General features: G+C 58.4%; 20 protein-coding genes. 11 read left to right on the top strand and 9 right to left on the bottom strand.

The window, feature by feature from the left end:
- Window positions 1–113: 113 nt before the first annotated feature.
- From GIR22_RS06485 to GIR22_RS06470, 4 genes are all read right to left on the bottom strand, one after another.
- Window positions 114–1067, bottom strand: a complete 954-nt coding sequence (locus GIR22_RS06485; RefSeq protein WP_154742522.1) for a hypothetical protein — start codon at window positions 1065–1067, stop codon at window positions 114–116.
- A gap of 20 nt (window positions 1068–1087) precedes the next feature.
- On the bottom strand, window positions 1088–2803 hold the full coding sequence (locus tag GIR22_RS06480; protein ID WP_154742521.1) for a proline--tRNA ligase: 1716 nt from the start codon (window positions 2801–2803) through the stop codon (window positions 1088–1090).
- A gap of 203 nt (window positions 2804–3006) precedes the next feature.
- A complete protein-coding gene (locus GIR22_RS06475) occupies window positions 3007–4539 on the bottom strand; it encodes an AmpG family muropeptide MFS transporter (RefSeq protein WP_154742520.1) in 1533 nt (510 codons plus the stop codon).
- A 43-nt stretch (window positions 4540–4582) separates the two neighbouring features.
- Window positions 4583–4963, bottom strand: a complete 381-nt coding sequence (locus GIR22_RS06470; protein WP_154742600.1) for an MGMT family protein — start codon at window positions 4961–4963, stop codon at window positions 4583–4585.
- 126 nt (window positions 4964–5089) lie between these two features.
- Between GIR22_RS06470 and GIR22_RS06465 the strand changes: the two genes are divergently transcribed.
- From GIR22_RS06465 to GIR22_RS06420, 10 genes are all read left to right on the top strand, one after another.
- Window positions 5090–6097, top strand: coding sequence for a DUF481 domain-containing protein (locus GIR22_RS06465; RefSeq protein WP_154742519.1), 1008 nt, complete (start codon window positions 5090–5092; stop codon window positions 6095–6097).
- Between the two features lie 88 nt (window positions 6098–6185).
- Window positions 6186–6917 carry a HugZ family pyridoxamine 5'-phosphate oxidase gene (locus GIR22_RS06460; RefSeq protein ID WP_154742518.1) on the top strand — a complete coding sequence of 244 codons (732 nt, stop codon included), beginning with the start codon at window positions 6186–6188 and terminating at the stop codon, window positions 6915–6917.
- Between the two features lie 66 nt (window positions 6918–6983).
- Complete coding sequence (locus GIR22_RS06455) at window positions 6984–7460, top strand: FxsA family protein (RefSeq protein WP_154742517.1); 477 nt, start codon at window positions 6984–6986, stop codon at window positions 7458–7460.
- Window positions 7461–7706: 246 nt separating this feature from the next.
- Window positions 7707–8003: a co-chaperone GroES gene (locus GIR22_RS06450; RefSeq protein WP_154742516.1), complete on the top strand. Its 297-nt coding sequence runs from the start codon at window positions 7707–7709 to the stop codon at window positions 8001–8003.
- A 49-nt stretch (window positions 8004–8052) separates the two neighbouring features.
- Entirely contained in the window at window positions 8053–9696 is a 1644-nt protein-coding gene (gene groL / locus GIR22_RS06445) for a chaperonin GroEL (protein ID WP_154742515.1), read from the top strand.
- 250 nt (window positions 9697–9946) lie between these two features.
- Complete coding sequence (gene colR / locus GIR22_RS06440) at window positions 9947–10630, top strand: two-component system response regulator ColR (RefSeq protein WP_003175870.1); 684 nt, start codon at window positions 9947–9949, stop codon at window positions 10628–10630.
- Window positions 10620–11900 carry a sensor histidine kinase gene (locus tag GIR22_RS06435; protein ID WP_154742514.1) on the top strand — a complete coding sequence of 427 codons (1281 nt, stop codon included), beginning with the start codon at window positions 10620–10622 and terminating at the stop codon, window positions 11898–11900. The genes colR and GIR22_RS06435 overlap by 11 nt, the downstream gene beginning before the upstream one ends.
- 189 nt (window positions 11901–12089) lie before the next feature.
- The gene (locus GIR22_RS06430; RefSeq protein WP_154742513.1) at window positions 12090–12770 is read left to right on the top strand and encodes a class I SAM-dependent methyltransferase; all 681 of its coding nucleotides are present in this window, start codon (window positions 12090–12092) and stop codon (window positions 12768–12770) included.
- Window positions 12771–12774: 4 nt separating this feature from the next.
- A complete protein-coding gene (locus GIR22_RS06425) occupies window positions 12775–13491 on the top strand; it encodes a lipopolysaccharide kinase InaA family protein (protein WP_154742512.1) in 717 nt (238 codons plus the stop codon).
- Window positions 13491–13718, top strand: coding sequence for a hypothetical protein (locus tag GIR22_RS06420; RefSeq protein ID WP_154742511.1), 228 nt, complete (start codon window positions 13491–13493; stop codon window positions 13716–13718). Before GIR22_RS06425 ends, GIR22_RS06420 begins: the two co-directional genes overlap by 1 nt.
- 75 nt (window positions 13719–13793) lie before the next feature.
- On the opposite strand, the gene GIR22_RS06415 is transcribed toward GIR22_RS06420, so the two are convergent.
- From GIR22_RS06415 to GIR22_RS06405, 3 genes are read right to left on the bottom strand one after another with little or no spacing between them, the layout of a single operon-like run.
- The gene (locus GIR22_RS06415) at window positions 13794–14891 is read right to left on the bottom strand and encodes a DUF1513 domain-containing protein (protein WP_154742599.1); all 1098 of its coding nucleotides are present in this window, start codon (window positions 14889–14891) and stop codon (window positions 13794–13796) included.
- Window positions 14892–14893: 2 nt separating this feature from the next.
- Complete coding sequence (locus GIR22_RS06410; RefSeq protein WP_154742510.1) at window positions 14894–15958, bottom strand: imelysin family protein; 1065 nt, start codon at window positions 15956–15958, stop codon at window positions 14894–14896.
- 31 nt (window positions 15959–15989) lie between these two features.
- Entirely contained in the window at window positions 15990–17417 is a 1428-nt protein-coding gene (locus GIR22_RS06405) for a di-heme oxidoreductase family protein (RefSeq protein WP_154742509.1), read from the bottom strand.
- A gap of 134 nt (window positions 17418–17551) precedes the next feature.
- Here GIR22_RS06405 and GIR22_RS06400 point away from each other — a divergent pair, with 134 nt between their 5' ends.
- Entirely contained in the window at window positions 17552–18115 is a 564-nt protein-coding gene (locus GIR22_RS06400; RefSeq protein ID WP_154742508.1) for a nitroreductase family protein, read from the top strand.
- A 69-nt stretch (window positions 18116–18184) separates the two neighbouring features.
- On the opposite strand, the gene GIR22_RS06395 is transcribed toward GIR22_RS06400, so the two are convergent.
- Both GIR22_RS06395 and GIR22_RS06390 read right to left on the bottom strand, forming a co-directional pair.
- Complete coding sequence (locus tag GIR22_RS06395; RefSeq protein WP_154742507.1) at window positions 18185–18586, bottom strand: YbaN family protein; 402 nt, start codon at window positions 18584–18586, stop codon at window positions 18185–18187.
- An 87-nt stretch (window positions 18587–18673) separates the two neighbouring features.
- Window positions 18674–19282 carry a biliverdin-producing heme oxygenase gene (locus tag GIR22_RS06390; RefSeq protein WP_154742506.1) on the bottom strand — a complete coding sequence of 203 codons (609 nt, stop codon included), beginning with the start codon at window positions 19280–19282 and terminating at the stop codon, window positions 18674–18676.
- Window positions 19283–19368: the final 86 nt, after the last annotated feature.

Here is a 19368-nt window from a genome sequence, read left to right as displayed (position 1 = left end):
CGATCACTTGTAGCCGCTGGCGTAGCCTGCGATCGGCTGCGCAGCAGTCGTTTGGGGCCTTGAGATTGTTGAAGGTCTTCGGCCCTTATCGCAGCCTCGTACCTCGACAGCGGCTACTTGGCCCCTGGATCCGCCACCAATCGCCCCGCATCCCTGGTCAAGGCCTTGAGGAATTCCTGCTGCAACTCGGGATCATTGCGGGTCAGTTCGATCAAGCTTTGTTCCAACTCACTGGCTTCTTCTTCCAGGCCTAACTCTGACAAACGCTTGACCCGATGCACCCATTGATTGACTTCGTCATCCTCCAGGTCATCGTAGATCAAGGCGTGAGCTTCAAGCAGTTTGTCCCGAAGGGTGGCACTGATAGCCAGGGACGAGTCCGAATGCTCATCATCCTGGGCATCTTCGACACTGATCTTCAATGTGCTGATGTGGCTCAGGTCCTGTTCGGCAAATGGGCTGTCCAGTAGGCTCAGGCGCAGTACACCGTTACGGTCGGTGGTCAGCTCATGGGTCTGCTTGCCCGCGGTAACCTGTACCGGGCGTTCGCTCCAGGGCAGGCTTGAATGCTCCAGGCGCTTGTCACGCTGGGTTTCATCGATACCTCCCAGATTCTGCTGCGCACGGCCATGGGATTGCACGTTCATGAACGGGTTGAGGCCGTCCACGCCATAGCTCAGCCAGCCATGGGTCATGTTGTCTGGCAGGTTGCCGAGGGCAAAGATGTTCGCCACGTTTGCGCCGACACCGGCCACCACTGCCACCACACCAAGGGGTACCTCATAGAGTTCGCGCCAGGGTTGGTAGGGCGTGTAGCGATCGTAACGTCGGGTCACTTCGAATTCGGTGATCTCGAAGGTCTTTTGCTCATGAATCCGGACCCGGCGTTGTGGTAGCTCAAGTACCTTGGGTTCGCCCACGTCGATTTGCAGGCTGTGATCGAGCAATTTACGCTCGATACGTTCCTCGTGCTCGCTGCGTTGCGACATGTGATTGGCGCAGCCGCCGACCAGCAGGGCGCCGCACAAGGCGGCGCCCCCCAGGGCTTGGGTGTTTCGCTTGAACATGACTTCTCTTGATCTGGTTTTCAGCGACGAATACGCGCCTGAAGGAAAGACAACACGTCAGCCACCGGCAACGGTTGTGCTTGGGCTTCGGTCCGGCTCTTGTATTCCAGGTTGCCATCAGCCAGGCCGCGGTCACTGACCACGATCCGGTGTGGGATGCCAATCAGTTCCATGTCGGCGAACTTGATGCCCGGGCTGGTTTTCTTGTCGCGATCATCCAGCAGCACTTCGAAACCGGCAGCCGTCAATTCGGCATACAGTTTGTCGGTGGCTTCGCGGACCTGCTCGGTTTCATAGCGCAGCGGTACCAGGGCAATCTGGAACGGTGCCAGGGCATCGCTCCAAATAATGCCTTTGTCGTCGTTGTTCTGCTCGATGGCAGCGGCAACCACGCGGGAAACGCCAATGCCATAGCAGCCCATTTCCAGAGTAACCGGCTTGCCGTTTTCGCCCAGCACTTCGCACTTCATCGCCTTGCTGTATTTGTTGCCCAGCTGGAAAATGTGTCCGACTTCGATTCCGCGCTTGATTTCCAGGGTGCCCTTGCCATCCGGGCTCGGGTCTCCGGCAACCACATTACGCAGGTCAGCCACGGTCGGAACCGGCAGGTCACGTTCCCAGTTCACGCCGAAATAATGCTTGTCGTCGATATTGGCACCGATGCCGAAGTCGCTCATCAATTCGACCGAACGGTCAATGATGATTGGCAGCGGCAGGTTCAGCGGGCCCAGGGAGCCAGCACCGGCGCCAATGGCGTCGCGCAGTTCGGCATCGCTGGCCATGACCAACGGGTTGGCTACGCCCGGTTGTTGGGCGGCCTTGATTTCATTGAGCTCGTGGTCGCCACGGATCACCAGGGCAATCAGCTTGCCTTCTTCTTCTGCCTGCACGATCAGGGTCTTGATGGTCTTTTCAATCGGCAGATTGAATTTCTCCACCAGGGCCGCGATGGTCTTGGTGTCTGGCGTGTCTACAAGGCGCAACGCTTCAGCCGGCGCAGGGCGGGAAGTTTCCCGTGGCACAGCCTCGGCTTTCTCGATGTTCGCCGCGTAGTCGGAACCGTTGCTGAAGACGATATCGTCTTCGCCGGATTCGGCCAGTACGTGGAATTCATGGGAGCCGGCGCCACCGATGGAGCCGTTGTCGGCTTCAACCGGACGGAACTTGAGGCCCAGGCGCGTGAACACGTTGCAGTAGGCCTGGTGCATGCGGTCGTAGGTGACCTGCAGTGAGGGCTGGTCCGCGTGGAACGAATAGGCGTCCTTCATGATGAACTCACGGCCACGCATCAAACCGAAGCGTGGGCGGATCTCATCACGGAATTTGGTCTGGATCTGGTACAGGCTGAGGGGCAACTGCTTGTAGCTGCTCAACTCATTACGCATCAGGTCGGTGATTACTTCTTCGTGAGTCGGTCCGGCGCAGAAATCGCGACCATGACGGTCCTTGAAGCGCAGCAATTCAGGGCCGTACTCTTCCCAGCGCCCGGATTCCTGCCACAGCTCGGCCGGTTGGGTGCTCGGCATCAACACTTCCAGAGAGCCGGCGGCGTTCATTTCTTCACGAACGATCGCTTCGACCTTGCGCATCACCTTCAAGCCCATGGGCAGCCAGGTATAAAGGCCCGAGGCAAGTTTACGGATCATACCGGCGCGTAGCATCAGCTGATGGCTGATCACGACTGCGTCGGAAGGCGTTTCTTTCTGTGTGGCGAGCAAATATTGACTGGTGCGCATGGTAGGCCGTTGTCGGTTGCTTGGACTTGAAATGATTTGAGATTGTACGGGCGGTCGCTGCCGGAGTACAGGCGTCAGGTTACAGAGCTGCTTGTAGGAGCAAGCTTGCTCGCGAAGGTCGCTGACGATGATGCGAGCATTCAGGATAAACGCAGCGCTCTCAAGTTCTTCGCGAGCCAGCTCGCTCCTACAGAGAAGGGTGATCAGTCTTCTTCAGGGGGATTCAACCGAATCCGCCGGTTTTCCTGAAACCAATGCAAGGCAATCAGGACCAGCGTCGGTACACCCAGCAGGCAGGTGATCATGAAGAAACTGTGATAACCGAACTTCTCTACCATCACCCCTGAATACCCGCCGATCAAGCGTGGCAGCAAGAGCATGATCGAGCTGAGCAAGGCATATTGGGTGGCGGAAAACTTGAGGTTGGTCAGGCTCGAGAGGTATGCGACAAACGCCGACGTAGCCAGGCCCGAACTGAAGTTGTCCAGGGAAATGGTGAAGATCAGCATCTGCAGGTCCGGCCCCATGTCGGCGAGCATCAGGAATAGCAGGTTGGTGCCGGCCGACATCACGCCGCCGATGAACAGGATGGGCAGGATGCCGAAACGCACGATCAGCAGGCCACCCATGCCGGCGCCCAGCAAGGTCATGATCAGGCCGAAGATCTTGCTGACGCCGGCGATCTGGTCCTTGGTAAAGCCCTGGTCGATGTAGAACACGTTGGCCATCACGCCCATGACCGTGTCGGACATTCGATAAGTGGCAATCAGCCCCAGCAACAGGAGCGCCTGCCAGCGGTAGCGCAGGATAAAATCGTTGACCGGCGTCAGGACGGGCGCCAGGCCTCGGCGGCCCATGGCCGAGAGGCACAAAGTGGTCAGGGTGATGTACAGAATCGCCCGCAGGAAGGCACGGTCTTCCAGCAACAGTTCCAGCCAGCTGACGTCTTGGAACAGCACGCTGGCGAAATCGGTGTTGTACAACTGGGTAAACATCGCCGGAACAGAGACCAGCAAGACAATCAGCACGAACACCGACATCAGTTGGTGGGTAAAACTGTAGCGCCCGGCTTGCAGTTGGGTGCGCAATGGCACATCGGGTTCACGTATGAACAACGTGGTCAGCAGGGCCGGAATCATCAGCATGCCGAACAGTACATAGGTGCCGGTCCAGGCCGCATGCTTGTAGTTGAAACCGGTGGAACCAAAGCCTTCGGCAAAGAACAGCGCACCGGCGGTGGCCAGTAGTGCGGCGATCCGGTAGCCCGCCATATAGCTGGCGGCCAAGGCGGCCTGGCGAGTGTCGTCGGCAATTTCCAGGCGATAAGCGTCTACGGCGATATCTTGGGTGGCGGAAGCGAAGGCGACCACAACGGCAATAGCAATCAGCCAGGACAGGTGCTTCTGTGGATCGCAGAAGCCCATGCCGATCAGCCCCAGGATCACCAGCGACTGGGCCAGTACCAGCCAGGAACGCCGACGGCCAAGCTTGCCGAGCAACGGCAGGCGCCATTGGTCGAGCAGCGGCGACCAGACCCATTTGAAGGCATAGGCCAAGCCGATCAGGCTTGCATAACCGATGGTTTCCCGGGCTACGCCGGCTTCGCGCAACCACACCGAGAGCGTAGAGAACACCAACATGTAAGGCAGGCCGGCAGCAAAGCCGAGCAGCAACAGTACTAACGTCGAGGGGCTGGCATAGGCGGCGAGCGCGGCGCGCCAGGTTTTACGGGGCATGGGCTGGAGTCTGCCTCAGATTTGCGGAAACAAAGCGCGCACTCTAACCGCAGTGCTCTACCGGGCGCCAGCCATGGCGCCGAATATCAACGCGGTTGTTCAGGATACTGATGCCTTCGCAGCGTAAACGCGCACGTTGTTCGTCCCCTGAGGCACTGCCTGCTGGCAGGCTTATCCGACCACCGGCGCCCAGCACTCGGTGCCAGGGCAGCTTGGTGTCGTCGGGGAGTTGGCTGAGCGTACGGCCGACCCAACGGGCGGCGCGACCCAAGCCTGCAAGGTGGGCCAATTCGCCATAACTCACTACGCAGCCCTCGGGAACCTGGGCGAGGGTCAGGTAGAGTGCGGCACGGCGTATCTGGGCGGGGCTTTGTTGTTCGTCGGCGCGATCAGTCACTTGAGCGTATCCAGATGAAATCGTCAGTCTTCTTATAAGAAACGTCTGTAAAGATGTGGAACTCAATATAGATACTCGAGTCAGTCCTTGCTAAGGCCTTATCCTTGACGATAATGCCCTTTTTTTTCGCTAACTTGAGCTCATCATCCGCTTATGCTGTCCAGAATCCTGCTGTGCTTCGCTGTTCTCAGTGCCTCTACACCCCTGTTTGCCGATACTGTCTGGTTAAAAAACGGCGATCGCCTGACCGGCAAGATCAAGGTCTTCGACGGCGGCAAATTGCTGATCCAGACCGACTACGCCGGCTCCATCCCGGTGGACTGGAAACAGGTACAAACCCTGGAAAGTGACCAGGAGTTGCTGGTCAAACAGGACGCCTACACCGGCGAGAAGGCCAAGTCCCTGCAGGCCGCCGAGCCTGGCAAGGTCACCCTGGCCAATGGCGAGGCGCCCAAGACGGTAGACTTGGCAAGCATCCAACAGATCATCAAGCCCAAGCCGGTGATCGAAGACCTGGTATGGAAAGGCAATGTTGACGTAGCGCTGGACTACAAGCGTGCGGAAAAGGACACCAACGACTACGACATCGACTTCAATACCACCGCCCGCCATGAGCGCTGGCGGCATACGGCCAAGGGCGAATACAACCGCGAGTTTCAGAACAACGTCGTGACCACCGACAACTGGAGCGCCGAGTACGACCTGGACCGTTTCCTCACCGAACAGTGGTTCTGGCAAGGACGCTTGACCTACAAGCGTGACAAGATCGAAGACCTGTCCCGTCAGCGCACCGTCGGCACCGGTCCGGGCTATCAGTTCTGGGACAATGAGTTGGGCGCGTTTTCTCTCGGCTCGCTGCTCAATCGTACCGATTACGAGTACTCGGATGGCGGCAAGGACAATTTCTACTCGCTGGCCATGAAGTGGAACTACAACCGTTATCTGGTCGGCAAAACGGTGGAGTTTTTTACCAACGGTGAATTGGGCAAGCCACTGGCGGGGCCCGCTGACTATTCCCTTGATGCCGAAATGGGCTTGCGCTACAAAGTCACCGAGTGGGCGTCTCTCAATCTCAAGGCCGAGCGCGACATTATTAGTGGCGGCTCGGACAGCGACCTGAGCAAGACCCGTTATACCGCAGGCTTTGGCGTGACTTGGTAACACCTGAGGCTTGGCACTGATCTCCCTGTGAGCAGATTTAAGCCGATACCCAAGTCCTGTTTACGGAATTTATCGAAGGAGTCATAAGTTGAGCGCGCACGTTGCCAAAAATGCCCGAGAATTACTGCTCAAGGAATACCGTGGAGCGCTCTCCACGCTATCCAAGGCAATGCCTGGATTCCCCTTTGGCTCGGTGGTGCCTTATTGCCTGGATACCGAAGGCCAGCCGCTGATCCTGATCAGCCGCATCGCCCAGCACACCCATAACCTGCTCAAGGAACCTAAGTGCTCATTGCTGGTGGGTGAGCGCGAGGCGGACGATGTGCAGGCGGTAGGGCGCCTGACCTACCTGGCTGAAGCGGAAAAAATCAGTGATCCCGAGGCGATCGAAGCGGCAGCCGAGCGTTATTACCGCTATTTCCCCGATTCTGCGAATTATCACAAGGCTCACGATTTTGACTTCTGGGTGCTCAAGCCGGTGCGGCATCGTTACATCGGTGGTTTTGGCGCGATTCACTGGATAGATCAGGTGACCCTGGCCAATCCGTTCGCCGGCAAGGCCGAGTCAAGCATGATCGAGCATATGAACAGTGACCACACCAAGGCCATCGCCCATTATGTCGAGCTGGCGGGCTTGCCCGCTACAGAACCTGCGCAGTTGGCCGGTATCGACAGCGAGGGGATGCACTTGCGCATCGGCCAGGCCTTGTTCTGGTTGCCCTTTGCCGAGCCTTGCAATACGCCGACACAAGTGCGCGAAGCCTTGGTTTTCCTGGCTCACGCCGACACGTGGCCGAAAAAAGCTATCGCTCAAGCTTGAATTCACGAAACGGCGACGTCATCTAAGGTCAAGTGGCAAGGTATTCTTGCGTTGAGGAACCATTTGATGCGCCCTTTTTTATTGCTCTTTCTGCTATTCCCGGTGTTGGAGCTGTTCGTATTCGTCAAGGTAAGCGCAGCTATCGGGTTTTTCCCGGCCCTGCTGCTGATTATTCTCGGCTCGATGCTCGGTGTGTTCGTGCTGCGCATCGCCGGCCTGGCTACCGCACTGCGTGCCCGTGAAAGCCTGAGTCGCGGTGAGTTGCCAGCTCAGACCATGCTTGAAGGCCTGATGATGGCTTTGGCGGGCGGCCTGTTGATCTTGCCGGGTTTTGTCAGCGATGTGCTCGGCCTGCTCTTGTTGTTGCCGTTCAGTCGTCGATTGCTGGCAGGCAAGATGCGCAAGCGTGCCGAAGAGGCCGCGATGCGCCAGCGTGCGTTCTCCGATGACCTGCAATCGCGCGGTGGTCCGGCTCCCCGCCAGCCGCTGGGGCGCGAGGGCGACGTAATCGAAGGCGAATTCGAACACCGTGACTCCAAGTAATCCCTTCATTGGCACGGCACCGTCGGGTGTCGTGCTGCTTTTAAGGCTCGGCAGACACAAAAATTTTCACCTTCAAGCCTTGTAATAAGCTTATGCGCCCTTATGTAACGGTCACCGCAAGGTTTCTGGTGGCAACACCAGACAGACTTCCGCGTTTCGCTCCGCGACCCGCGACCGGCACCGCCGGAATTTAACCTGCCGGAATTGACACCGGCCGATGAAAAACACAATTAGGAGAGATCGACAATGAGCAAGCTTCGTCCTCTGCATGACCGCGTCGTCATCCGTCGCAGTGAAGAAGAAAAGAAAACCGCAGGTGGCATCGTTCTGCCTGGTTCGGCTGCTGAAAAAGCCAACCACGGTGTGATTCTCGCTGCTGGTCCAGGCAAAGCACTGGAAAACGGTGAAGTTCGTGCGCTGGCCGTGAAAGTGGGTGACAAGGTTGTATTCGGCCCTTACTCCGGCAGCAACACTGTGAAAATCGACGGCGAAGACCTGCTGGTAATGGCTGAGAACGAGATTCTCGCTGTTCTGGAAGACTGATTTCCCGCTCATTTTCCCATTACTACAAAGTATTTAAGGAATATCGATCATGGCTGCTAAAGAAGTTAAATTCGGCGATTCCGCCCGTAAAAAAATGCTCGCCGGTGTCAACGTCCTGGCTGACGCAGTAAAAGCGACCCTGGGCCCTAAAGGCCGTAACGTGATCATCGAGAAAAGCTTCGGCGCTCCGACCATCACCAAGGACGGCGTGTCCGTTGCCAAAGAAATCGAACTGAAAGATCGCTTCGAGAACATGGGCGCGCAGTTGGTCAAAGACGTTGCCTCCCGTGCCAACGATGACGCAGGCGACGGTACTACCACTGCTACTGTCCTGGCTCAGTCGATCGTCAACGAAGGCCTGAAAGCCGTCGCTGCCGGCATGAACCCGATGGATCTGAAGCGCGGTATCGACAAGGCGACCATCGCCATCGTCAAAGAGCTGAAGTCCCTGTCCAAGCCATGCGCTGACACCAAGGCTATCGCTCAGGTAGGCACCATCTCCGCCAACTCCGACAACTCCATCGGCGACATCATTGCCGAAGCCATGGAAAAAGTCGGTAAAGAAGGCGTGATCACCGTTGAAGAGGGCACGGGCCTGGAGAACGAACTGTCGGTTGTAGAAGGCATGCAGTTCGACCGTGGCTACCTGTCTCCGTACTTCATCAACAAGCCAGACACCATGGTTGCCGAGCTCGACGGCCCGCTGATCCTGCTGGTGGACAAGAAGATCTCGAACATCCGCGAAATGTTGCCAGTACTGGAAGCCGTTGCCAAAGCCGGCCGCCCACTGCTGATCGTGGCTGAAGACGTTGAAGGCGAAGCCCTGGCGACTCTGGTTGTGAACAACATGCGTGGCATCGTCAAAGTCGCGGCCGTCAAGGCTCCAGGCTTCGGCGACCGTCGCAAGGCCATGCTGCAGGACATCGCAGTTCTGACCGGCGGTACCGTTATCTCCGAAGAGATCGGCCTGAGCCTGGAAAGCACTACCCTGGAACACCTGGGTAATGCCAAGCGGGTGATCCTGTCCAAGGAAAACACCACCATCATCGACGGCGCCGGTGTTGAGTCTGACATCCAGGCCCGTGTGACCCAGATCCGTTCGCAAGTGGCTGATACCACTTCCGACTACGACCGTGAAAAACTGCAAGAGCGTCTGGCAAAACTGTCCGGCGGCGTTGCAGTGATCAAGGTTGGCGCTGGTTCCGAAGTCGAAATGAAAGAGAAGAAAGCCCGCGTTGAAGACGCCCTGCACGCTACCCGCGCAGCCGTTGAAGAAGGCGTGGTACCTGGCGGTGGCGTGGCACTGGTTCGCGCCCTGCAAGCCATCTCCGAACTGAAAGGCGACAACGCCGATCAGGACGTTGGTATCGCTCTGCTGCGTCGTGCTGTAGAAGCACCACTGCGCCAGATCGTTGCCAACTCCGGCGACGAGCCAAGCGTGGTAGTCGACAAGGTCAAGCAGGGTTCGGGTAACTACGGTTACAACGCTGCTACTGGCGAATACGGCGACATGATCGAAATGGGCATCCTGGACCCAGCTAAAGTGACTCGTTCGGCTCTGCAAGCGGCTTCGTCGATTGCCAGCTTGATGATCACCACCGAAGCCATGATCGCCGAGATCAAGGAAGATGCTCCAGCTGGCGGCGGTATGCCAGACATGGGCGGTATGGGTGGCATGGGCGGCATGATGTAAGCCAGCTTTGCCCCGATACTGAAAAAGCCCCGCCAGCGTCATGCTGGCGGGGCTTTTTTTTTGGTGCGAAACGGACGCGATTTTCGGCCTGACACTGTCGTCAGGTTGTGAACCTATAGTGAAAAACGTGTTAAACGGGCCAAACGCTTAAAACTGGTCAGCGATGATGGTTCTACGCTAGCCGCCAGCCATACTTCGCCTTAAGCTGCGCGAGCCAACACGGCCGTTACCGCGTACGGAGACATTGCCCATGCGAATTCTATTGGTTGAAGACAACCGCGATATTCTGGCCAACCTGGCCGACTACCTGGGGCTCAAGGGTTATACCGTCGATTGTGCGCAGGACGGTTTGTCAGGCTTGCACCTGGCCGCTACCGAACACTACGATTTGATCGTGCTGGACATCATGTTGCCCGGGATCGATGGCTACACTCTGTGCAAACGCCTGCGTGAGGACGCCCGCCGTGATACGCCGGTGATCATGCTCACCGCCCGCGACCAGTTGGATGACCGGCTGCAAGGCTTCAAGTCTGGTGCGGATGACTATTTACTCAAGCCGTTTGCCCTGTCGGAGTTGGCCGCGCGGATCGAGGCGGTGTTGCGTCGTGCCCAAGGTGGCGGTCGCCGTGCCTTGCAAGTCGGTGACCTGAGCTACGACCTCGACACTCTGGAGGTCACCCGTGAAGGGCGCCTGCTCAAGCTCAACCCGGTAGGCCTGAAACTACTGGCGGTGCTGATGCAGAAAAGCCCCCATGTATTGCGCCGGGAAATTCTCGAAGAGGCCCTGTGGGGTGATGATTGCCCGGACAGTGACAGCCTGCGCAGCCATGTCCATCAGTTGCGCCAGGTGATCGATAAGCCCTTCGCCAAACCATTGCTGCAAACGGTACACGGTGTGGGTTATCGCCTGGCCGAGGGTCGTGATGGAGTTTAAGCAAAGCCTTGCCCAGCGGATCATCATTGCTTTTGCTTTGATGAGTGCGCTGGTGGCGGGCGCCTTCGCCATGGGTATCGTCGCAACGGTGCACCTGGTGGAAGAAAAATTGATCTCGGCCGGCCTGGGCGGTGACTTGCAGCGTCTGCTGCTGATGGACAGTGTCGAGGATTGGAGTCATCGCCCCAAGCCGAGCCAGCTGTTCTATTTCAGTGGCGGGCCAGGGGATTTCGATTTGCCCAAGGATTTGCGTCACTTGGATGCAGGCTTTCACGAAGTCTTTCGCGAGCAGCTTTCCTACCATGCGATGGTCGAAATCGTTGACGGTCGTCGATACGTCCTATTGCAAGACCAAAGCGACTTCGAAGAGCGCGAGCGGGTGTTGTTTGCCGTAGTACTGGTGGGCTTTGTCCTCAGCCTGGCGCTGGCGGTGTTCCTCGGCTGGGTCTTGGCACGCAAAGTCATGGCTCCTGTGGTACGGCTGGCCCGCCAGGTTCGGCATCGCGACCAATTGCTTGGCCTGGCGCCGCCGCTGGCTCCGGATTATGCGGCGGACGAAGTCGGCGAGTTGGCCGTAGCGTTCGACGCCACCCTTGGGCGTTTACGTCAGGCGCTGTCCCGGGAGCGGTTGTTTACCAGCGATGTCAGCCATGAATTACGCACGCCGTTGATGGTATTGGCCAGTTCCTGTGAGCTGTTGCTGGAGAACCCGGCCATTGACTCGCGCGGTCGCAATCAAGTTGAACGCATTGCTCGTGCCTGTGAAGAAATGCGTGAATTGGTGCAGACCTTCCTGATGCTGGCCAGGGCTCAGCGTGAAGATGCCACCATGTCGCCCCAGGTCAATCTGGCCCAGGTAGCTGACGACTTGCTGGGGATCTGGCGTGTACCTATTGAGCACAAAGGCATCGAATTGATTTATCAGCCGGGCACGCCGCTGGATACCCGCTACAACGCCACCTTCCTGCACGCGGTAATGGGCAACTTGCTGCGCAATGCCCTGCATTACACCGAACAGGGGTTTATCCGCTTGACCCTGGAGCCCACCGGCTTTGTGGTGGAGGACAGCGGCGTGGGGATTCCCGAGGACAAGCGTGAAGCGATGTTCGAGCCGTTTGTACGCGGTAATGAGAAACGCGGCGAGGGCCTGGGCTTGGGCTTGTCGCTGGTCCAGCGGATCTGCGAAAACCAGGGCTGGACGGTCAGTCTCAGTACCGTGGAACCCAACGGTTGCCGTTTCCATGTCGAGTTGAGCGCAGTCAAATACTGATTCCTTTCCTGCCCTTGCTCTTGGGGCAGATCCCGGATTTTCGCCGAAGATAGCTTCAGACTATTAGTTGCCCTTGTAAAATTTTGTATTGTTTTACCGTTAGACGGAACATTATTTTCACAAAGGGTTGACCGGACAATGACAGACCAAACCATAAGGTTGTAGGCATCAGTCACTGGAGGCCCGTTGATGCCTAGTCCAATCAAGCTCGAATTTTCCGAAAAGTACGACGATGAGCACTCGCAGAATTATCTGCTCAAACATCAGGAAACCTTGGCCCGCAGGCTGTCCCACAAACGCGATGAGCAATTGGCCCGTGGTGCGCTGGCCATGGCTGGCGAGCCTGGCCTGGTGTTGGACCTGCCTTGCGGGGCTGGGCGTTTTTGGCCATTGCTGGCGGAAAAACCCAACCGTGTGATCATCGGCGCCGACAACTCGGAGTCGATGCTGAAGATTGCCACCGTGGCTCAACCTGCCGATGTGGTGAAACGGGTACGGTCTTTGCAGACCTCAGCTTTTGATATCGATTTGCCAGATAACGCGGTCGACAGCATTTTCTGTATGCGCTTGATGCATCACATTGGCGAGTCTGAACACCGTCTTGCAATATTGAAGGAGTTTCAACGGGTTACTCGCGACAGTGTGATTGTTTCGTTGTGGGTCGATGGCAATTTCAAGGCCTGGAAGCGCAAGCGTTCTGAACTGCGACGTATAAAGAAAGGGAAGCAGGGCAGTTACCAGAATCGGTTTGTGTTACCGGCTGCTACCGTTGAAGCCGAGTTTGAACAAGCTGGTTTTCGGGTTCAGGAACACTTGAACTTCATTCCGCTCTACGCCATGTGGCGAGTGTACGTATTGCGTAAGAGGTAACAGAATGGCGGTCGAGTGTTTAGCAGAGGGTGACGTAGCTCCCGAAGAGCGATTTGACTATTTTTGGCGTCAGCAGGGCGAGTGGGTCGAGGAACCCAATCGTCGTCGTGGCGGTAAAAGTGGTGTGCAGCGCGTGATCGGCACTAATGGGCGCTTGCTCTACAGCAAGCGCCAGACAGGCCACATCTACCGTAGTTGGTTGCATCCTTTTGGACGCCCTACCGTGTTACGCGAGCGTGATGCTCTCAAGGGCCTGCGTTTGCTGGATGTAGGTGTGCCGGAATTGGTGTTCTGTGGCGCCCGCCGTGATCCGGGGCACCCATGGAAAGCGTTGCTGGTGACGGCCTCTCTAGAAGGATTCGACGAAATCGAAAACTGGTACGCCGCCGGTGGTCGCGAGCAGTACGGTGAGGAGGTGCACGAGCGCCTGCTTCAGGAATTGGCCGGCACCTTGGTGCGCATGCACAAGGGCCGATGGCAGCATGGCTGTCTGTACGCCAAGCATATATTCGTGCGGGTCAGTGGTGAAGCTGACTCGGCGACTGTTGAAGTGGCGTTGTTGGATTTCGAGAAGTGCCGTCAACGCCTGACCGCTCGTCAGGCTGCGACCCATGACATGCAGCAATTGCGGCGCCATTCGTCGTGGAGCGGCCGTGACTGGCAAAAACTCAGCTACTTTTATGAGACAGCGTTTGGCAGCGCTATCAAAGGTTTAACCTGATGAAGCTAGAAATAGCACGAGGTTTGTTTCTGTTAGGGGCTCTGGGGATTGCGTCCCTGGCCTTGGCTGCGTGGGAGCAGCCCCGGACACAGGTGCTCAGTGCGGTGCAGGGCGGCGGGCAGTGTCCGTTGCCGCGGACCGTCAAGGTGAGCGTCCCGGCCAAGCCTGATCATGAACTGTTGTTGTTCATGTTCGGAATGTCTCAGGCGATGGGGCCGAAGAGTTGAAACTATTGAAACCACCTGAAAAGGCTTCGCATTGCGAAGCCTTTTTTTGGCCTGTAGATACAGGTTCAAAGAACATCAGATCAGATGCAGGTGGTTATCCCAAAGCCCTGCTGGCAGCTCCAATGGCTTTGCCAGCAGTTCCTTTTGTCGACAATCGTAGAACCGGCAACGGCCTTGACCCGAGGTCACGACAAAACCATCGGCCACTGCACCGACCCCGGCACAGTCCGGCAGCGGCCCGTCCAGGCGCAACTCGCCGCTGTCCATGTCCCAGATAAAGAACCGATTACCCCGTGGCGCCGTCAGGGCCACCAGGCGCAGTTCGCTGTGCACGGCGACGCTTGCGGTGTAATGCCCCATGGCCTGCAGTTGTTCGTCCGCCACCGGAAACGGCACGAAGGGTTGGCCAGGCCGCTTGATGGCCAGCAATTCGGAGCGTTCCTGGGATGGCCCCATGAACTGCTGCCCGGCGAGAATGGTGCCATCGCTGGCAATCCCCATATGCCGCACGCTGTTCATCTGTTGGGCCAGGGTTTCCTTGCTCAACAGTGTACCGTCGCGTTGCATCAGCACCAGGCTCGGCTCCATGGCGTTGAGGTTCATCTCGACCCGGCTTTCGGCCTCGGTGCGGATGCCGCCATTGGCCACTACCAGAGTCTCACCATCGGGCATCCAGGACACTTGATGTGGGCCGATGCCGTGGGTGGAAATCTCGCCGCTGTGTACCAGCCGCTCACCTTCGAACCTGTACACGCCCAACAGGCCGCGACCGGGGTCGGTAGTATCGTTTTGAGTGGCATACAGCCAATCACCGCTTTTGTGAATGACCGCGTGGCCATAGAAGTGGCGGTGGGCGTTGGCGGTGATGGTTTGCAGGAGCGCACCGTCACATAAATCGATCAGGTAGCTCTCGGTGCCCGGCCTGCGGGCGACAAACAGCGCAATCGGCAGCGTCGGGTGGTTGACGATGTCGTGGCAGCGTTGGCCGACCTGGGTGGCAAACACCTGGGTACCGTCCAGGCGATAGCCCACGGCGTAATGTTTACCGTCGCTGTCATCGCGTGCCGAGAGCAGCAGCGGTTTTTTACCCTTGTGCTTGAACAGCGTCCAGCCACCCAGCGTGATTGCACTGAGCAGCACGCTGCCGATGGCCAAAGCCTGTCGCCTGAGCATCATCAGTCACCGTCGTTGGCATTGAAGCCCAGTTGGATACCCAGCGCCTTGGCCAATTCGCCTTCGTGCAGGCGGTGGACGACGTTGAGGCTGTCGTAGATAGCGTTGAGTTGCTGGCGTCCGGCGTCATCGGCCAGCAGCTCATTCAACGAACGCTGGTTGCTGTCGAACAGTTTCAACGACGCGGCATAAGCGGCATCGATCTTGTCGGCCAGCGGCTTCTGATCGGATGGCAGCAGGCCGCGCAGGCCTTTGTTATCAACGCCGACCCAGACGGTCTGAGCAGCGGCGAGGCTGGCCTCCAGGCTCTGCAGGGAAGACTGGCTACGCCACGCATCAGCCTGGAATGGTTGCGGGACTCCTTTGCTTTGGCGGCCCATGGGGGTGCCGAGTTTTTTCTTCAGGGTGTCGAGGGCTGTCACTTGTACCCGCAGCAAATCGGCGATGGCCTCGTGGGAATCGGCGTAGCGCTGATTAGGAAACTTGGTCATCTGCGCCAGCATGCCGTCGGTGGTGTTCCAGCGCGAGAGGATTTCTTCGGCGAGGATTTTCTGCCGCTCGCCAATGGCTGTCAGCAAGGGGCAATAGCGGGCTTTCTGCTCGGCATCGGCCAGGTCGATCCTGGCGTCATACAGGATGTATTCGTAGGCCGACAGGCCCTGTACGACCACGCTGGACTTGGTCAGCGTGGCGACATCGATCTGTGGCTGGGAGGTAACCAACTGCTCGACCTGACGGCCTACCAGGTTTTTCTTATCCGGCCAGAATTGCACTTGCCACGACCGGTTGCCTTCAGCCAACGGGCCGATCAGCAGCGGTTGCAACTCGGCCCAGGCCTTTTGAGCGTGGAGGAAATCTGCGCGAGCGGTCTCCAGGGTTTCCTTGCCTTGGCAGTAGGCCAGGGCGCTGACCGCCAACTGGCGGTCAGCGTCGACCCAGCGGCTGTAGGTCGGCAGGATCACTTGCTTGGCGATGGCCGCCGAGGTTACCGCTTGCGGGTCCTGGGGCGAGCAGGCGCCGAGGGCGAGGGCAGCCAGGCTGGTGAACAACAACTTGGGACGGAACATGTCGAGCTCCCTTCTGTAATTGTGACAAAGCTTATAAAGAATTCAGGAACGCCAGCAACGCAGCGCGCTGTCCGGCATTAAATGACAACACATGCTGCTGCGCCGCCTGGGCTTCACCGCCATGCCACAGCACGGCTTCAAGCAGGTTGCGGGCGCGGCCGTCATGCAGGAACTGGGTATGGCCACTGACGGTTTGCGTCAGGCCAATGCCCCACAACGGCGGCGTGCGCCAGTCGCGGCCACTGGCCTGGAATTCGCTGCGATTGTCGGCCAGGCCTTCGCCCATGTCATGCAGCAGCAAATCGCTGTAGGGACGAATCACCTGGTTGGCCAACTCAGGCTCGGCGGCATTTTGTGCCGTGGTGAACTTCGGTGTGTGGCACGACTGGCAGCCGGCCTGGAAAAACAGGTTTTTCCCGGCCAGCACTTGCTCGGCGTTGACGTCACGGCGAGCAGGAACCGCCAGGTTACGGGTGTAGAACAACACCAGGCGCAGGATGTTATCGCTGACTTCCGGCTCGCCATCGGGGTCATTGCCGTTGGGTGCCTGTTTGCAGGCCACTTGTGCATCGGTGCAGTCATCGAATGGTCTCAGGCTTGTGGTCAGGCCCATATCACCAGAGAACGCGTGAACATTTTGTTGGTTGAGGTTCGGTTGCCCGGCTTTCCAGCCAAATCGACCGAGGACGGTTTTTTGCTGGACGTCGTCCCAGACGAGGTTCGGGCGGCCGATGACGCCGTTTTTATCCGGCGTAGTGGCGGCATTTTTCAAGATGTCGGCGTCAGAGATGGCTTCGAGTAAGCCCAGGCCGATCATCGGCGGGGCGACGCGAGCCGAAAAGCGCGTGTCCGGGTGCATCGGCCCATAGCCCAGTTGGGTGATTTGCAGCGTTGGCTTGCGCAGTTCGACGACGGTACCGTCCTTGAAGCTGACGTTGACCGGGGTATAGTCGACTCGCACCTTGCCTTCCGGGGCAACGCCTGGCACGGCCATGTCTTGCAATTGGCCGCCATAGACCGGCTCGGGAACGATGCCCATTTGCTTGATGAGCCCGGCGTCGCGCGGCGCATCGGGAATCGACAGGCGCACCAGCATCGACACGGCGTTGGGCGCATCGGCCAGGGGCGGATGCCCACGGCCATCCTTGATGTGGCAGTTCTGGCAGGCATTGGTGTTAAACAGCGGCCCCAGGCCATCCCGGGCCGTGGTTGTAGACGGGGCGATCACCCAGGGGCTGCGGAAGAAGCTGTTGCCAACGCTGAAGTCCAGGCGTCGGGTGGGTGTCAGGTTGGCCGATGGTAGTGAAAAGGCATTCCGGTCGGCCTTTCTCACGCTGGTGCTGCCGCCCGAACGCGCTTCACCCGGCTCGGCCTTGCTAAAGCGAGGCGCGTCATCGCAAGCACTCAGGCACAGGGCCATCAAGCAGGCGAACAGACGAAGGGGCAGCGTACAGCGCATCAGCAATCCTGTAGCGGTGAAAAGAAGGTCGCAAAGTCTAACAGGGCGAGGCTGTTTGAATAAGAGCAATTATCGTTTGGTGCTATCCGATTCATTCCCGCTAGAATGGCCGCACATTTTTTCTGGAGGTGACCATGCAGGCTCTCGATGCTTTGCTCAACCGTGTATCTGTGCCGCGATTGCTGGAGCCGGCCCCTACCGCCGAACAGCGCGAGGTGTTGTTCGCGGCGGCGATGCGTGCGCCCGACCACGGTCAACTGCGGCCTTGGCGCTTTCTCACGGTGGAAGGCGTGGCCCGCGAACATATGGGCACGCTGTTGGCCGAAGCGGCCCGCCTGCAGGATGAAGACGCTCCCCAGGCCGTTATCGACAAGGCCCAGGCCGGCCCTTTGCGGGCGCCATTGGTGGTGGTGGTGATCGCCCGTCTGCAAGAACACTTCAAGATACCCAAGTCCGAACAGCGCCTGGCCGCGGCGTGTGCCGCCCATGGCATCCTGTTGGCGGCTTACGCCCAAGGGGTCGGTGCGGTATGGCGTACCGGTGAATTGTCCTACTCAGTCCACGTGGCCAAAGGCTTAGGGCTGAGCGCCAATGAGGAAGTCATCGGCTTTCTCTACCTTGGCACTCCGCAGAACCCACCGCGTACGGCGCCCAAAGAAGCGCTGACGTCGTTTGTCAGCGCCTGGACCGGTCTCTAAAACACCGCTGATCTAATGCGGGACTTGCTCGCGGTGTAGCCGCTGCCGAGGTACAGAGAAAGGCGCCAATCAGGAGATAGGCGCCAACGCCTCAGGGCGTGACCAGATCCACAGGTTACCCAGGCTCATCCCGGCGATTGCCAGGTAGATCGGCCAGCCATGCTCCAGCAGCACCCACATCAATCCGGCGCAAAGCAGCATGCTGACGGTGGCACTGATCTTGGCCCGGCGGGTGATGATTTTGCCATTGCGCCAGTTGAAGAGGATCGGCCCGAACAGGCGGTGGTTTTCCAGCCAGGCGCTCAGGCGCGGCGAGCTCTTGGTGGCGGCCCAGGCGGCCAGCAGAATGAACTCGGTGGTAGGCAAGCCCGGCACCACAATCGCGACCAAACCGATGCCCAGACTGATATAGGCCAGCAGGCCGAACAGGATACGGGCGACTTTGGAAGAGGATTGGGTTTTGCCGGTCATGGGTGCAATTTGGCTGGGGAAAGGGTTTGCACAATCAAATAATGTGGGAACCGTCGCTCCCACATTAATCAGGTATCTACAGAAAAATCAGGCCAGCTCAGGGGCACTAGCGTACGCCTGTTCCAGCAGCACGGTGAAGCGTACAAAAGCATCAATCGCACCTTTTTCCACATCCGCTTCTTCTTCGGCGGTGAATTCCAGGCCGTCGAGGGTGCGGGTAAAACGCTTCCACCCTTCGGCACGGCCGCCAGCAGGTTCGCCCAGGTGCCGAGCACCAAAGGTTTCGCTCAGGCCCAGGCCCACGGCGCGCTTGATCAGGAACGCTGCGCCCAGCTTGGAACCCTCGGAGACGAACAGCCAGCCCAGGGCTTGGGCTGTGCTCGGGTTCTCCAGTGCACCGGCCACCGGCGCTGGCACGTCGGTTTCCAGGTCGCCAAGATCAAGTTTGGCCGCGTCGGCACGGCAGCGCTCGGCCAGGTCGGGGATGATCTTGATCAGTTCGGCATCGTTGTACAGCGCCACCAGTTCCGATTGAAACAAGTACTGAGCCACCACAAAACGGGCGAAGTTGGCCTGGGTCTCAAACGGGGCGTGGGCCTTGACCAAGGCGTCGAGCTTGGTGTGTGGCTCGTTGGTGATCTGGTTCAGGCGTTGGGAGCGCAGGCTTGGGCGTTCAGCAGTAGGAGAAGCGGTCATGAAGGTGTCCTTGAGAAGGGAAGCGCATTCTTGCTAGGCACAGAGTTGCCAGACTGTATGAACTAGACGAACAAGAAGACGTGTCA

Origin of the sequence: Pseudomonas karstica (genome assembly GCF_009707515.1) — a bacterium.
GTDB lineage: Bacteria > Pseudomonadota > Gammaproteobacteria > Pseudomonadales > Pseudomonadaceae > Aquipseudomonas > Aquipseudomonas karstica.
This window is presented reverse-complemented; position numbering and strand designations above follow the sequence as displayed.

Bases quoted from the DNA above. Each gene is read 5' to 3' on its own strand.
- GIR22_RS06485 (WP_154742522.1), bottom strand. From the start codon at position 1,067: ATGTTCAAGCGAAACACCCAAGCCCTGGGGGGCGCCGCCTTGTGCGGC.
- GIR22_RS06480 (WP_154742521.1), bottom strand. From the start codon at position 2,803: ATGCGCACCAGTCAATATTTGCTCGCCACACAGAAAGAAACGCCTTCC.
- GIR22_RS06475 (WP_154742520.1), bottom strand. From the start codon at position 4,539: ATGCCCCGTAAAACCTGGCGCGCCGCGCTCGCCGCCTATGCCAGCCCC.
- GIR22_RS06465 (WP_154742519.1), top strand. From the start codon at position 5,090: ATGCTGTCCAGAATCCTGCTGTGCTTCGCTGTTCTCAGTGCCTCTACA.
- GIR22_RS06455 (WP_154742517.1), top strand. From the start codon at position 6,984: ATGCGCCCTTTTTTATTGCTCTTTCTGCTATTCCCGGTGTTGGAGCTG.
- GIR22_RS06450 (WP_154742516.1), top strand. From the start codon at position 7,707: ATGAGCAAGCTTCGTCCTCTGCATGACCGCGTCGTCATCCGTCGCAGT.
- groL (WP_154742515.1), top strand. From the start codon at position 8,053: ATGGCTGCTAAAGAAGTTAAATTCGGCGATTCCGCCCGTAAAAAAATG.
- colR (WP_003175870.1), top strand. From the start codon at position 9,947: ATGCGAATTCTATTGGTTGAAGACAACCGCGATATTCTGGCCAACCTG.
- GIR22_RS06435 (WP_154742514.1), top strand. From the start codon at position 10,620: ATGGAGTTTAAGCAAAGCCTTGCCCAGCGGATCATCATTGCTTTTGCT.
- GIR22_RS06430 (WP_154742513.1), top strand. From the start codon at position 12,090: ATGCCTAGTCCAATCAAGCTCGAATTTTCCGAAAAGTACGACGATGAG.
- GIR22_RS06425 (WP_154742512.1), top strand. From the start codon at position 12,775: ATGGCGGTCGAGTGTTTAGCAGAGGGTGACGTAGCTCCCGAAGAGCGA.
- GIR22_RS06420 (WP_154742511.1), top strand. From the start codon at position 13,491: ATGAAGCTAGAAATAGCACGAGGTTTGTTTCTGTTAGGGGCTCTGGGG.
- GIR22_RS06415 (WP_154742599.1), bottom strand. From the start codon at position 14,891: ATGCTCAGGCGACAGGCTTTGGCCATCGGCAGCGTGCTGCTCAGTGCA.
- GIR22_RS06410 (WP_154742510.1), bottom strand. From the start codon at position 15,958: ATGTTCCGTCCCAAGTTGTTGTTCACCAGCCTGGCTGCCCTCGCCCTC.
- GIR22_RS06405 (WP_154742509.1), bottom strand. From the start codon at position 17,417: ATGCGCTGTACGCTGCCCCTTCGTCTGTTCGCCTGCTTGATGGCCCTG.
- GIR22_RS06400 (WP_154742508.1), top strand. From the start codon at position 17,552: ATGCAGGCTCTCGATGCTTTGCTCAACCGTGTATCTGTGCCGCGATTG.
- GIR22_RS06395 (WP_154742507.1), bottom strand. From the start codon at position 18,586: ATGACCGGCAAAACCCAATCCTCTTCCAAAGTCGCCCGTATCCTGTTC.
- GIR22_RS06390 (WP_154742506.1), bottom strand. From the start codon at position 19,282: ATGACCGCTTCTCCTACTGCTGAACGCCCAAGCCTGCGCTCCCAACGC.